Source organism: Streptomyces sp. NPDC044063, from assembly GCF_056434285.1.
Window position 1 is genome coordinate 197,421 of record NZ_JBWKFM010000006.1, and the last position, 12,315, is coordinate 209,735.

At 73.4% G+C, this 12,315-nt stretch carries 12 protein-coding genes and 1 pseudogene; 7 read left to right on the forward strand and 6 right to left on the reverse strand.

The features are described from left to right. Positions 1 to 207 precede the first annotated feature (207 nt). Positions 208 to 996, forward strand: a complete 789-nt coding sequence (locus AC07BS_RS10780) for a ferritin-like domain-containing protein (protein WP_478644856.1) — start codon at positions 208 to 210, stop codon at positions 994 to 996. Positions 997 to 1,042: 46 nt separating this feature from the next. Continuing rightward, positions 1,043 to 1,453 (forward strand): (2Fe-2S) ferredoxin domain-containing protein, encoded by a 411-nt coding sequence (locus AC07BS_RS10785; RefSeq protein ID WP_478644858.1) that lies wholly within the window; start codon positions 1,043 to 1,045, stop codon positions 1,451 to 1,453. A 53-nt stretch (positions 1,454 to 1,506) separates the two neighbouring features. Here the strand turns inward: AC07BS_RS10785 and AC07BS_RS10790 are convergent, their stop codons facing one another. Then, positions 1,507 to 1,695 carry a hypothetical protein gene (locus AC07BS_RS10790; RefSeq protein ID WP_478644861.1) on the reverse strand — a complete coding sequence of 63 codons (189 nt, stop codon included), beginning with the start codon at positions 1,693 to 1,695 and terminating at the stop codon, positions 1,507 to 1,509. Positions 1,696 to 1,700: 5 nt separating this feature from the next. Beyond that, complete coding sequence (locus AC07BS_RS10795) at positions 1,701 to 1,835, reverse strand: hypothetical protein (protein WP_478931438.1); 135 nt, start codon at positions 1,833 to 1,835, stop codon at positions 1,701 to 1,703. Between the two features lie 337 nt (positions 1,836 to 2,172). On the opposite strand from AC07BS_RS10795, the gene AC07BS_RS10800 reads away from it, so the two are divergent. Further along, positions 2,173 to 2,688, forward strand: a complete 516-nt coding sequence (locus AC07BS_RS10800) for a DUF6879 family protein (protein WP_478931440.1) — start codon at positions 2,173 to 2,175, stop codon at positions 2,686 to 2,688. A gap of 14 nt (positions 2,689 to 2,702) precedes the next feature. Further along, positions 2,703 to 3,525, forward strand: a pseudogene (locus AC07BS_RS10805) (helix-turn-helix domain-containing protein); the annotation flags it as partial. Between the two features lie 32 nt (positions 3,526 to 3,557). Here the strand turns inward: AC07BS_RS10805 and AC07BS_RS10810 are convergent. Further along, complete coding sequence (locus AC07BS_RS10810) at positions 3,558 to 5,126, reverse strand: APC family permease (RefSeq protein WP_478931441.1); 1,569 nt, start codon at positions 5,124 to 5,126, stop codon at positions 3,558 to 3,560. A 35-nt stretch (positions 5,127 to 5,161) separates the two neighbouring features. Next, complete coding sequence (locus tag AC07BS_RS10815; RefSeq protein WP_478644866.1) at positions 5,162 to 6,157, reverse strand: hypothetical protein; 996 nt, start codon at positions 6,155 to 6,157, stop codon at positions 5,162 to 5,164. A gap of 395 nt (positions 6,158 to 6,552) precedes the next feature. Here AC07BS_RS10815 and AC07BS_RS10820 point away from each other — a divergent pair, with 395 nt between their 5' ends. Together AC07BS_RS10820 and AC07BS_RS10825 are read left to right on the forward strand one after the other, a co-directional pair. Beyond that, a complete protein-coding gene (locus AC07BS_RS10820; RefSeq protein WP_478931501.1) occupies positions 6,553 to 7,437 on the forward strand; it encodes a DMT family transporter in 885 nt (294 codons plus the stop codon). 43 nt (positions 7,438 to 7,480) lie between these two features. Then, the gene (locus AC07BS_RS10825) at positions 7,481 to 8,017 is read left to right on the forward strand and encodes an NUDIX hydrolase (RefSeq protein ID WP_478931442.1); all 537 of its coding nucleotides are present in this window, start codon (positions 7,481 to 7,483) and stop codon (positions 8,015 to 8,017) included. Between the two features lie 597 nt (positions 8,018 to 8,614). Here AC07BS_RS10825 and AC07BS_RS10830 read toward each other — a convergent pair. Both AC07BS_RS10830 and AC07BS_RS10835 read right to left on the reverse strand, forming a co-directional pair. Continuing rightward, entirely contained in the window at positions 8,615 to 9,538 is a 924-nt protein-coding gene (locus tag AC07BS_RS10830) for an NADP-dependent oxidoreductase (protein ID WP_478931443.1), read from the reverse strand. Next, a complete protein-coding gene (locus AC07BS_RS10835) occupies positions 9,535 to 11,061 on the reverse strand; it encodes an MFS transporter (protein WP_478931445.1) in 1,527 nt (508 codons plus the stop codon). The genes AC07BS_RS10830 and AC07BS_RS10835 overlap by 4 nt, the downstream gene beginning before the upstream one ends. 302 nt (positions 11,062 to 11,363) lie before the next feature. Between AC07BS_RS10835 and AC07BS_RS10840 the strand changes: the two genes are divergently transcribed. Beyond that, on the forward strand, positions 11,364 to 12,311 hold the full coding sequence (locus tag AC07BS_RS10840) for an MBL fold metallo-hydrolase (RefSeq protein ID WP_478644875.1): 948 nt from the start codon (positions 11,364 to 11,366) through the stop codon (positions 12,309 to 12,311). The last annotated feature ends 4 nt before the right edge of the window (positions 12,312 to 12,315 follow it).

Genomic DNA, 12,315 nt, shown 5'->3' on the forward strand with positions numbered 1-12,315 from the left:
GGAGGGCCGCGGCCGTGGTGGGGGCTCGGGGGTCGTCTTCCCCGCCACGGCCGACACCGAGCACAACGGCCGCACGCCCGCGAGGTTACGCGCCGGGCACCCCTGGAATCCCCGTACGAAATCCCCCGTTCGGCCGAGCGTGCGGCTGCCCCTGATTGCCGCCCCCTCCGCCCGCCACTTGACTGGAGTGGCTACGGAGGTGAGGCGATGATCACGGCCAGAAGTGTCTTCCAGGAAATCCTCGACAACGACGACGCCTACCAGCTGTTCTGCTCCATCGCCGCCGGCGGCGAGCACCAGGGCGGCTGGGAGAACGGCCGGATCGCCGTCCTCGTGCCCGAGAGCTGCCGCACCCTCGCCCCCAGGATCGCCCGGCACGGCGCGGACGAGGACAAGCACGGCCGGATCTTCGAGGCCCTCCTGCACAAGCGCGGCCTGCCCCGGCTCGACGTCCCGCCGGAGACCGACTACACGATGATCCTCGAACGCGAGGGCATCGGCCTGCCGCACACCAAGCTGCGCGCCGACACCCCCCTCACCGAGCACGACATCATCGCCTACCTCGCCCACAGCCGCGTCACCGAGCAACGCGCCGCGGACCAGATGGAGATGCTCACCCACCACTTCGGCGACCACCCCGAGGTCGGCAAGGCCATCCGGATGATCTGCCACGACGAGACCAACCACCTCGCCTACTGCCACGAGGAACTGCTACGGCTGGCCGCGGCCGGCCACGGCCGCCTGATCCAGCGGCTGCTGCGGGAGAGCGCGCTCGCCGAGATCGCCGTCTACCGCGACGTCAGCCTCGCCGTCATGGGCCACATGGGCCGCATCCTGCGCTGGCCCCGCCCCAAGGCGGCCGGCCTGGCGGCGGGCATCCGCGCCGTCCACGCCTACGAACGCCTCGGCGGCTGGCGCCGCATGGTCTCCCTGCGGATGCCGAGCCGCCGCGACGCCCTGGGCGGCCCGGCCGCCCCGGAACCGGAGTTCGCCTGAGGCGACGCCCGGGGCCCCTCGACCGGCCGTGCGTATCATCTGCCGGATGATCTCCACGAGCGCCCGCGTCCCCGCCCCCTCCGCCGCGACCTGCCGGATCACGGTGTGCCGGGGCTGCTGCTGCGGCGACCCGAGCAAGGTGCCCGGCGTCGACCACGCCGGGCAGACCCGCCGCCTGCGGGAGGCCGTGGGCGACGCGGCCCTGGTGCGCGCCTCGGAGTGCCTGGACGTGTGCGACCAGGCCAACGTGATGGTGGTCCAGCCCTCGGCGGCGGGCCGCGCGGCCGGCGGCCGGCCCGTGTGGCTGGGCCTGGTCAACGACGACGACGCACTGACGGACATCGCCACCTGGGTACGATCCGGCGGCCCGGGCCTGGCGGAGCCGCCGGGGGTACTGGACCTCTACGCGTTCACGGTCTCGCGCCGGGTGAGCAAGGGGCTGGAGGAGACGTCCTGACGAAGAAGAACGCCCCCGCCGATTCCGGCGGGGGCGTTCATTCGTTCGCGGACTCACACGAGGCTGATCCCGGCCTGCGCCTTGATGGTGTCCACAGCGTCTTCGGTGAGCCAGCGCAGAGGGACCACGGTCCACTTGTCGCGTTTGCGCATGACCACGGCCTTGCCGTCCCTGGTACGTCCGACGTGAATGAAGCCGTGGTCACGCCGCAGGTCTTTCGCCAGGTTCTCGCCGTGGATCACGGGCGCTACTTCCCTTCGCGGTCCTCGTCGTCGGCCATGCTGCTGCACACGTCCCCGTTCTGCGAAGCGCGGGTGTCGGGATCGGTCGCCTGATCCTGGTTGGCGTGCGGGTCCCAGCCGTCTTCGTTCTGCTTACCCATTCTCGTGCGCTCCTTCCTGTCGAACGTTCGCGCGACACGGGAGCCGGTGCCCGCGCCGTTGTGTATCCCGCCCGCAGCAGCCCTTCCCGTTGCTCAGCGGCAGGGACAGGGCTCCGGTCACGTCCGGGGGCGATGGGACCGACGGTAGAAAGCGGTGAACGCGGGGCGCCACGACCTTGCACGAGCCTGCACGCCAATCGGCATGGCCAGTCGCACCATTGACGCCATCTCTGCTGTTCGGCAACGCTCATGCAAGCCCGAGCAAACGCGTGGACCAGGGAGTCAGCCATGGCCGTAGAGTTCATCGGGATCGACCCTGACACCGACCGGGATCACGATGCCGTCGAGCGAGCCCGGCTTCGCTGAGCTGCTGGGTCGGCGCGAGCGGTCGGCCGTCCATCTGGAGCTGCGTGACTTCTACGCCCCCACCGACCGGTTCGAGTCGTGGAAGCGGGGCGAGCGGATCAGCTGGGAGGATCGTGAGGCCTGGTGGCATCCCTACGATCAGTTGATCAGGGACACGGTGGCCCGAGGCGTGGTGATCCGGCGCGCCCGGATTGTCTCGGAGCCCGTGTCGGAGTACATCCGATGGGAGCACTACGTCACGCATGCCAACATCACGGCGGGCGAAGAGGTCCGGTGGCTGCCACGGCGACGGGCCACGAGCATCCCGTTGCCCGGGAATGACTTCTGGCTGTTCGACGGCGCGCTTCTCCGGGTGCACCACTTCTCCGGTGACGGAGTGGTGGTCGAGGACGAGATCACCGACGACCCGGACACCGTGAAGCTGTGCTCCGTTGCCTTCGAGACAGTCTGGGAGCGATCGATCCCGCACCACCTGTACGAGATCTGACGAAGGCCGGCTCCATGCCCCCACATCCCTCCTCACGCGTTCAGAGGACTCGCGAAGAGATCGCCGGTCGTCTGCGTGAGATCCGGAAGGACGCGGGGATCAGCGGGCGGGAGCTGGCCGCCAGGTGCGGATGGTCGGAATCGAAGTCGTCCCGGATCGAGAACGCCAGGACGTCTCCCTCCGACCAGGACATCGGAGCGTGGTGCCGAGCCTGTGCCGCCGATGACCAGGTCGCCGACCTGGTCGCGGCAAACAGGCAGTCCGCCGATGCTCACGTGCAGTGGAAGCAACTCCAGCGGAGCGGTCTCCGGCGTTTGCAGGAGACCACAGCAGACCTGTACCAGCGAACAAAGCTGTTCCGGGTCTATGTGTCCGACGTGATTCCTGGATTCCTCCACACTCCCGGATACGCCACTGCCCTGCTGTCGTCCATCGCGGGTTTCCGGGGAACACCGGACGATGTGGCCGATGCGGTAGCGGCCCGCATCAGACGCAATGCCGTGCTGGGCAACGGCGCGCACCGCTTCTCCTTCGTCCTGGAGGAAGCGGTGCTGCGGTATCGGCTGTGCGGCGTCGAAACCATGGCGGCACATCTCGGTCACCTGCTCGCGGTCATGGATCTCCAGAACGTCGCCGTGGGCATCATCCCGTTCTCGGCTCAGCGCGTCATGTGGCCCATGCCGACCTTCACGATCTTCGACGACACCAGGGTGCACGCGGACACGTTGGACGGCTTCCACCCTCACGCAGCCCAGCCAGGTCGAGCTGTACGGCCGAGCCTTCGAGCGGTGCTCGCAGGGGGCGGTGCGGGGAGCCGAGGCACGTTCACTCATAGCGGGGCGTTGGCGTCCCTCACCTGAAGGCCCGGTTCATCCGAGGTTTCCCGCTGTTCCCGGCCCCGCCGCCCGCTCCTCGCAGCGGGCCGTGGCCTCGGCCGCTCTGGCCAGTTGGAAGGCCTCGTTGCCCTGGCCGATGCGGGCGTGGGTCGTGGGGCGCGTCGTCTTGAGGATCAGGCCGTGGGCCAGGCCGGCCAGGGCGGCGAGGCCGATGACGGCCGGTGGTGCCCAGCGCATGACGGGGCCGGGGTCGGTGCCGAGGAGGATGCCGAAGTCCTTGACCGTGTAGCCGGCGATGACCAGCAGGGCCAGGCCCGAGACGGCGGAGGCGGCCAGGCGGGGGGCGTGGGCGCGGGCCGCGCCGCGGCGGGCGAAGAAGGCGATCACGGCTGCGCTGGTGGCCGCCATCAGGAGGATGACGCCCAGGGCGCCGATGTTGCCGGTCCAGGTGAAGAGGCGGATGACGGGCGTGGTGGGGTCGCCCCGCGGGCGGTCGTCGGTGGCGGCGAAGGCGCAGACGGTCACGACCGAGACGGCGGTCTGCAGCAGCGAGCCGTGGGCGGGGGCGCCGCCGGCGGGGGCGGTGCGGCTGACGGCGGCGGGCAGCAGGCCCTCGCGGCCCATGGCGAAGGCGTAGCGGGCGACGACGTTGTGGAAGCTGAGCATGGCGGCGAAGGTGCCGGTCGCGTAGAAGAGGTGCATGACGTCGCTGAAGCCGGCGCCGAGCCGGTCGGCGGTGAGCTCGAAGAGCAGGCGGGGGCCGGCCTCCCGGGAGGCCTCGACGATCCGGGAGGGGCCGGCGGCCACGCTCAGGGCCCAGGAGCCGGCGGCGAAGAAGAGGGCGACGAAGCCGACGGCGAGGAAGGTCACGCGGGCGACGACGACGTGGGGGCGGCTGGTCTCCTCGGCGTAGACGGCGGCCTGTTCGAAGCCGACGAACGAGGCGATGGTGAAGGAGAGCGCGGTGCCGAGGCCGGCGCCGGAGAGGGTGGCCGGGTCGAAGGCGTGGAGGGACAGGCCGTCGGCGCCGGGCCTCAGGACGGCGGCGAGGTCGAAGGCGGCGACCATCGCGCATTCGGCGAGCAGCAGCACGCCGAGGACCTTGACGCTGAGGCCTATCTTGCGCCAGCCCAGGAAGGCGACGGCGGCGACGGCGGCCAGCGCGGGCGCCCACCAGGGGATGTCCACGCCGAGGCGGTCGCGCAGCAGGGTGGCGAGCTCGTGGCCGAAGATGCCGTACATGCCGACCTGGAGGGCGCTGTAGGCGACCAGGGCGACGACGGAGGCGGCGGCTCCGGCGGTGCCGCCCAGGCCGCGGGCGATGTAGGCGTAGAAGGCGCCGGCGTTGTGGACGTGCCGGCTCATCTCGGCGTAGCCGAAGGCGAAGAGGGTCAGGACGGCGCCGAGCACGACGTAGAGCAGGGGCTGGCCGACGATGCCCATGGTCCCGTACGTGGTGGGCATGACGCCGGCCGTCACCATGAGGGGGGCGCTGGCCGCGACGACCGAGAGCAGGAGGCCGGCCGCGCCGATGCGGCCGGCGCCCAGGCGCGGGCCGCGCCCCTTGAAGGTGCGGATCTCGCTGGTGGTGCCCGTGCACATGACGGAAGTGGTCCTTCCTGGGGGTGGGGGCCGGCTCAGGAGGCGCCGAGGGCGGCGCGGCGGGCGGCCCTGAAGGCCTTCTTGGGGTCCCGGTCGGGGAAGGACCAGGGGGCGGGCGTGGCGTGCGGCCCGATGCGGGTGAGGAGGGCGGCGGCCTCGGCGGGCCGGCCCTCGTGGAGCTTGGCGTGGGCGAGGTAGTTGAGGTCGACCTTGCGGCGGGGGTGGGCGGTGGCGTGGCCGGCGTCGCCCGTGGCTTCGGGGTGGCCCGTGTCGTCGACGTCGTCGACGTCCCATTCCAGCCACCAGTCGAAGGCGGCCTTCATGACCTGGCGGGCGCGCCGGGTGGTCCAGTGCCGGGAGCGGGCCGGGTCGGGGGGTTCGAGGCCGGCGCGGGCGAGGACGCGGTAGCGCTCGGCGTGGGCGACGACGGGCAGGACGGCCAGGGGCGAGTCGGCGGGGGCCTGCTCGGCGGCCCAGGCGGCGAAGTCGTAGACCTCGTGCAGCGGGTCGTCGCGGTCGCCCTCCTGGTGCTCGGCCAGGCAGGCGGCCATGAGGTGGTGGGCGTGGTGGTGGTCGCGGTGCCGGGCGCGCACCTGGTCGAAGGCGCGGACGCGTTCGGCGGCGGTGCCGGTGCGGTGGGCGAGGATCAGGGCGCCGAGCCAGGGGGTGGGGTCGCGCGGCGCCATCCTGGCCGCCTCCTGGCACAGGGCGCGGGCCGCGTCGGGGTGGTCCCTGCCGTGGACGGCGCGGACGACGGCGGCGCAGGCGAGGAGGGTGGCGGCGTCGGCGCTGTCGGGCTCGGCCAGCCGCCATTCGCGGGCCCAGGCGGCGCTCGTGGGGCCCTCGGCGAGGACGACGAGGCGGTGGCCGCGGCGGTCCCAGTCGTCGCCGGTGCGGGCGAGGAGGCGGCGGGCGTCGGCCCAGCGGCCCCGGGCCAGGGCGTCGCGGGCGGCGGCGAGGTCGTGGTCGTCGAGGGCCGGGTCGAACGCGGGCCCGTCCTTGCTCCGCGCGCGGCCCAGGGAGGGCGTCATCTGCGGGCTCCCTCCACGGCGTGCGTCCCCCTCCGGCGCCGGGCCGGGGCGCCGGCGGACAGGCTGTCACGATCACGCACAGCAAACCGGTAGTCACTGCTCCGCGTCAAGACCGATCTTGATGCTGACATAACGTCAAGTAACGTACCGTCGGCTCACGTTGCGGGACCGGTGAGGTCCGGCACCGCTTGCGGAGGAACCCCTTCAGTGTGCGTGCATATGTTCACTGCACGCATGTTCGACACTGGGGGTGCGGAAGGGGCCGCGGAGGCGTTCCCGCACGACCCGGATGAACGGCCGAAAGGGGGGTACCCAGACGTCACACCGCCCCCGGGGCGGCTATCGTTTCCCTGTCAAGTCTCCGACGACCGCACGGTCTTGAGGTGCGCGACGTGATGGTCTTCGCCTTCGCCGTGAGCGCGGCGTGCTGTCTGGGCGTGGGGTTCGTGCTGCAGCAGAACGCCGCGCAGCGGGCCCCCATGAGCGACTTCCTCTCCTTCCGGCTGCTGCTGGACCTCGTGCGCATGCCGCGCTGGCTCGCGGGCATCGCCTTCATGGTGTGCGGCATGGTCCTGGGCGCGCTCGCGCTCAACTGGGGCGAGGTGTCGCTGGTCGAGCCGCTCATGGCGACGAACCTGCTGTTCGCGATGGCCCTCTCCCGCGTGCTGACCAGGCAGTCGCTGGGCCTCACGGGCTGGTCCGGGCTCTGGCTGCTCGCGGGCGGCGTGGCCGCGTTCATCGTGGCGGGCCGGCCGGAGGGCGGCGCCACGGTCACCGACCCGCTGCGCCACTGGCTGATCGTCGGGCTGATGGTGGGCGGGGCGCTGCTGCTCGCGGCCGTCTCCAAACGGGTGCGGATGAGCACCGAGGCCGCCCTGCTGGCCGTCGCCGCCGGGCTGCTGTACGGCGTCCAGGACGCGCTCACCCGGGTGACCGGCGACCGCCTGGACCACGGCGGCTGGACGGCGCTGTTCACCAGCTGGCAGCCGTACGCGGTGGCCGCGCTGGGCGTGACCGCGCTGCTGCTGGTGCAGAGCGCCTTCGAGACGGCGCCGCTGCGGATGTCGCTGCCCGCGCTGACCGCGGCCCAGCCGCTCGCCGGGATCGTCTGCGGGGTGGGCTTCCTGGGCGACCGGCTGCGGACCACGCCGGGGGCGCTGGCCTGGGAGGCCGCGGGGCTGGTGGCGATCGTGTGCGGGATCGTGCTGATCGGGCGCCATCCGGCGATGCCGTCGGGGATGACGGAGACGGACCGGGAGCGGGACCTCCAGCCGCGCTGACGCCGCCGCGTGCCGCGCGCGGGCTAGCTGGTTGGATGGCCGTATGAGCGATCAGCAGCCGCAGCCGTCGGCGGCCGACGAGGTGCTGGACGTCGTCGACGAGGACGACCGGGTGACGGGGCGCGCGCCGCGGGGCGAGGTCTACACGAAGGGCCTGATCCACCGCTGCGTCTTCGTCCAGGCGAGGGACGCGGGCGGGCGGCTCTTCGTCCACCGCCGCACCGACCGCAAGCTCGTCTTCCCCTCGCGGTACGACATGTTCGTGGGCGGGGTCCTGGGCACGGGCGAGACGTACGACGAGGCCGCCCTCCGCGAGGCGGAGGAGGAGCTGGGGGTCAGCGGGCTGCCGACGCCCACCCCGCTGTTCCGGTTCCTGTACGAGGGGCCGGGCGGGCGGTGGTGGTCGGCGGTGTACGAGGTCCGCTGCGACCTGCCGGTGTCGCCGCAGGAGGAGGAGGTCGCCTGGTGGGACTTCCTGCCGGAGGAGGAGGTGCTGGCCCGCCTGGACGCCTGGGAGTGGGTACCGGACGGGCTGGAGGCGTACCGGCGACTGCGCGAACACCGGGCGCGCCCGCGCTAGGGCGCCCGGCGCCGGGGCGCGTCCCGGCGGTGGCCGGTGCGGCACCTCGGAGGGCCGCCCCCCGTACCGGACGTACCGGAGCGCGCCCGGCGACGCGGCGCGCGTACGGGCCCGGGTCCCCCGCCGGTCGACGGCGACCCACCGACCAGCCGGGGCCGCCCCGCGCGATCGGACCCAGTCGGGCGCGCCGGACCGGCCGTGCCCTGGCCCGGGCGCCCGGCGTCGGGACGCGTCCCGGCGGTGGCGGCACACGGTGGCGGGCCGCCCCCCGTACCGGACGTACGGCAGCGCGCCCGGCGACGCGGCGCGCGTACGGGCCCGGGGCCCCCGCCGGGCGACGGCGACCCACCGACCAGCCGGGGCCATCCCTACCGGACGTACGGAAGCGCGCCCGGCGACGCGACGCGCGTACGGGCCCGGGGCCCCCGCCGGGCGACGGCGACCCACCGACCGGACCGGGCGGTCCCGCACGGACGTGCCCGCGTCGGGCGCGTCCGCGTCGGGCCGCGTCCGCGACCGGACCCGTGGAGGGCCCCGCGCCCGGAGGGCGTGGCCGGGGCCGGGGGGCGCCCCCGTTCGTGCCCCCGCGCGGACGCGCTACGGCACCGTGACGACGATCTTGCCGCGCGTGTGGCCCTCGGCGCTGAGGCGGTGGGCGTCGGCCGTCTTCTCCAGCGGGAAGACGCGGGCCACCTCCACCGACAGGACGCCCTGCTCCGCCAGCCTGCCGAGGGCCGTCAGGTCCTCGGCGTCCGGGCGGACCCACAGCAGGCGGCCGCCGAGCTCCGCCACCGCCGGGTCGGCGATGGAGACCAGGCGGGCGCCGTCGGCCGTGACGCGGGGCGCGTCCTGGACGACGCCGCCGCCCACGAGGTCGAGGACCACGTCCACGCCGCCGGACGCCAGGGCCCGTACCCGCTCGGTGAGACCGTCCCCGTACGTCACGGGCTCGGCGCCCAGCGCGCGCAGGTAGTCGTGGTTGCGCTCGCTCGCGGTGCCGATGACGCGGGCGCCCAGGTGCCGGGCGAGCTGGACGGCCATGGAGCCGACGCCGCCGGCGGCCGCGTGGACCAGGACGGTGTCGCCCTCGCCGGCGCCGGTGGCCTTGAGGCACTGGTAGGCGGTCAGCCCGGCCAGCGGCAGCGCCGCGGCCTCGGTGAAGCTGAGGTTGGCGGGCTTGCGGGCGAGGGTGCGCACGGGCGCCGCGACGTATTCGGCGAAGGTGCCGCGGGAGAGGAAGTCCTCGCGGACGTAGCCGATGACCTCGTCGCCCACCTGGTACTCGGGGGTGTCGGCGCCCGGCGCGACGACGACGCCGGCGACGTCCCAGCCGGGGACGACGGGGAAGACGGCGTCGATCATGCCGCCGAGGTAGCCCTCCCGGGCCTTCCAGTCGACGGGGTTGACCGCGGCCGCCCTGACCTCGATCAGGACGGAGTCCGGGCCGGGGTGGGGGGCGGGCAGCTCGCCGTACTCCAGGACCTCGGGGCCGCCGTAGGAGCGGTAGCTCACAGCCTTCATCGTGCGGTCTCCTTCATGATCTGCGCGGCGCGGTCCGCGGTCCCAGCCTCGGCCGCCGGAGCGGCGTCCGCCACCGCGGCGGCCGGCCGCAGGGTGCCGATGCGGCGCAGCCCGAGCCACGCCACCACGGCGACCAGCGCGAAGGCCGTGCCGGCGATGACGAAGGTGAGGGTGAACTGGCTCTCGGCGGGCAGCTTGGGCGCGCCCGGGGGCAGGTGCTCCAGGCTCTTGGACGCCAGCACGGTGGTGATCATCGCGCTGCCGATGGCGCTGCCGGTCGAGCGGGAGATGGAGTTGATGCCGTTGGCGATGCCGGTCTGCTCGTGCGGCACACTGGCGACGATCACGGCGGGCATGGCCGCGTAGCCCAGGCTGATGGCGGCGCCGACGCACATGCCGGCGGCGATCACGGAGACCGTGTGGCTGTGGTCCAGGGCGATCCACACGAAGCCGACGGTGCCGATCAACGAGGCGAGGAGGAGCACCGGGCGGGGGCCCTTGTGGCGGACGAGCTGGCCGCCGACGGGCGCGGCGAGGAGCGAGACGACGGTGCTGGGCAGCAGGTACTCCACCGAGGCGCGCAGCACGCCGGCCGAGAAGCCGTAGCCGGCGATCCGCTCGGGCATCTGCACGAGGTACGAGACGCCGATGAAGAGGGCGAAGGAGCCGAAGCCGACGAGCAGGCCGGCGAGGTTGGCGAAGAGCACCGGCCGGTGGGCGAACATCCGCATGTCCACCAGGGGCTCGCGCACCCGGCGCTCGACCAGCGTCCAGACGGCGGCCATGACGGCGGCGCCGGCGAAGCAGCCGACGGTGCGGGCGGAGGACCAGCCCCACTCGTGGCCCTGGGTGATGGGCAGCAGGAGCAGGACCAGGGTCGCGGCCAGGGTGAGCGCGCCGAGGGCGTCGGTACGGCCGCCGGTGGTCTCCCGGGTGGCGGGGACGAGGGTGGCGACGGCTATGAGGGCGAGCGTGGCGAGGCCGGTGGCCAGCCAGAAGGCGCTGCGGTAGTCGGGGTCGTCGCCGGAGGTGAGCAGGCCGGTGGCGACGAGCGCCAGGCCGCTGCCGAAGGCGAGGGTGCCGCTGACCATGGCCATGGCGCCGGGCAGCCGGGCCGGGCGGATCTCCTCGCGGAGCACGGACAGCGCCAGCGGGAAGATCGCGGTGGCGGCGCCCTGGAGCACCCGGCCGACGATCAGCCAGAGCAGGGAGTGGGTCACGGCGGCGAGGACGGAGCCGGCGACCATGACGACCAGGACGGCCACCAGGGTCTTCTTCTTGCCGTGCTGGTCGCCGAAGCGGCCGAGCAGCGGGGTGAAGACGGCGGCGGACAGCAGGGTCGCGGTGGTGACCCAGCTGACGTCGGCGGAGGTGGCCTCCAGGTCGTTCTGGATGAGGCCGAGGATCGGCACGACCAGCGTCTGCATCATCGAGACGACCATGGCGGCGAGGCTCAGCGCGAAGACGACGACGGTCTCGTTGCGCCGGGTGCCCGGCGGGGCGGCGGGGGCCTGGGAGGTCATGGGAGGGGGGTGTTCCTTCGCGTTGCCCGACATTTACTTCACGACGTGGATGCTTGAGGTCGTCAAGCAACCAGAGGACGATAGAGGCAGATACTTCAGATGGTCAAGTGAATAGTTCATGACCTTAACCTCCAGGGTTCACGGTGCTCCCCGGCGCGGTACGCGGCGGCGGCCCCGGTCCGGCCCGCCGGAAGGGCCCGATCCCGTCCGCCGGAACCGCCCTTCCTCCGCGCGGCGCCCGTATTCTGACGGGTGATCGGATCCGCCCGGCCGGGGCGGCACACGGCACGGGAGGGCCTCGTATGACCAGGACGCACACCACCGCACCCGCCCCCGCGGCGGAGGCCACCGAGCCGTACACCGTCGCGCTCGCCCCGGGAGTGACCGCCTACATCCAGCCCGACGGCGGCTGGTGCCTGAACAACGCCGGATTCGTCACCGGCGGCGGCCGGACCCTGCTGATCGACACGGCGGCCACCGAGCGGCGGGCCCGGAGGCTGGCCGACGCGGTGACCGCGAGCGGCGCCCCGCGCCCCTCGCTCGTGGTCAACACCCACCACCACGGCGACCACACCTACGGCAACTGTGTCTTCACCCCCGAGGCCACCGTCGTCGGGCACACCGACTGCCGGCGCGAGGTGCTCGCCGCGGGCCTCCAGCTGCACGGCATGTGGCCGGAGGTCGAGTACGGCGACGTCGAGGTCACCGCCCCGACGCTCACCTACACCGACGACCTCACCCTCCACATGGGCGACACCGAGGTGCGGCTGATCCACCCCGGCCCGGCCCACACCGCCGGCGACACCATCGTCCACCTGCCCGGCCACGGCATCGTCTTCACCGGCGACCTCGTCTTCCACGGCGGCACCCCCTTCCTCCTCATGGGCTCGCTGAGCGGCTCGCTGCGCGCCGTCGAGGTGCTGCGCACCCTCGACGCGTCCGTCGTCGTCCCGGGCCACGGCCGGGTGACCGACCCCGGCGTCTACGACACGATCGAGGCCTATCTGCGCTTCGTCGACGAGCTGGCCCGCGCGTCCCGGGCGGCCGGCCGCACCCCGCTGGAGGCCGCGCTCGCCGCCGACCTGGGCGAGTTCGCGTCGCTGCGCGAGAGCGAGCGCCTGGTCGCCAACCTCCACCGGGCCTACGCCGAGCTCGACGGCGTCCCCGCCGCCGCGCCGCTCGACATGCCCACCGTCCTGGCCGACATGGAGACCATGAACGGCGGCCGCCCGATCGCCTGCCACGCCTGACGCC

Coding starts and splice junctions, on each gene's coding strand:
- AC07BS_RS10780 (WP_478644856.1), top strand. CDS start 208: ATGATCACGGCCAGAAGTGTCTTCCAGGAAATCCTCGACAACGACGAC.
- AC07BS_RS10785 (WP_478644858.1), top strand. CDS start 1,043: ATGATCTCCACGAGCGCCCGCGTCCCCGCCCCCTCCGCCGCGACCTGC.
- AC07BS_RS10795 (WP_478931438.1), bottom strand. CDS start 1,835: ATGGGTAAGCAGAACGAAGACGGCTGGGACCCGCACGCCAACCAGGAT.
- AC07BS_RS10800 (WP_478931440.1), top strand. CDS start 2,173: ATGCCGTCGAGCGAGCCCGGCTTCGCTGAGCTGCTGGGTCGGCGCGAG.
- AC07BS_RS10810 (WP_478931441.1), bottom strand. CDS start 5,126: ATGTGCACGGGCACCACCAGCGAGATCCGCACCTTCAAGGGGCGCGGC.
- AC07BS_RS10815 (WP_478644866.1), bottom strand. CDS start 6,157: ATGACGCCCTCCCTGGGCCGCGCGCGGAGCAAGGACGGGCCCGCGTTC.
- AC07BS_RS10820 (WP_478931501.1), top strand. CDS start 6,553: ATGGTCTTCGCCTTCGCCGTGAGCGCGGCGTGCTGTCTGGGCGTGGGG.
- AC07BS_RS10825 (WP_478931442.1), top strand. CDS start 7,481: ATGAGCGATCAGCAGCCGCAGCCGTCGGCGGCCGACGAGGTGCTGGAC.
- AC07BS_RS10830 (WP_478931443.1), bottom strand. CDS start 9,538: ATGAAGGCTGTGAGCTACCGCTCCTACGGCGGCCCCGAGGTCCTGGAG.
- AC07BS_RS10835 (WP_478931445.1), bottom strand. CDS start 11,061: ATGACCTCCCAGGCCCCCGCCGCCCCGCCGGGCACCCGGCGCAACGAG.
- AC07BS_RS10840 (WP_478644875.1), top strand. CDS start 11,364: ATGACCAGGACGCACACCACCGCACCCGCCCCCGCGGCGGAGGCCACC.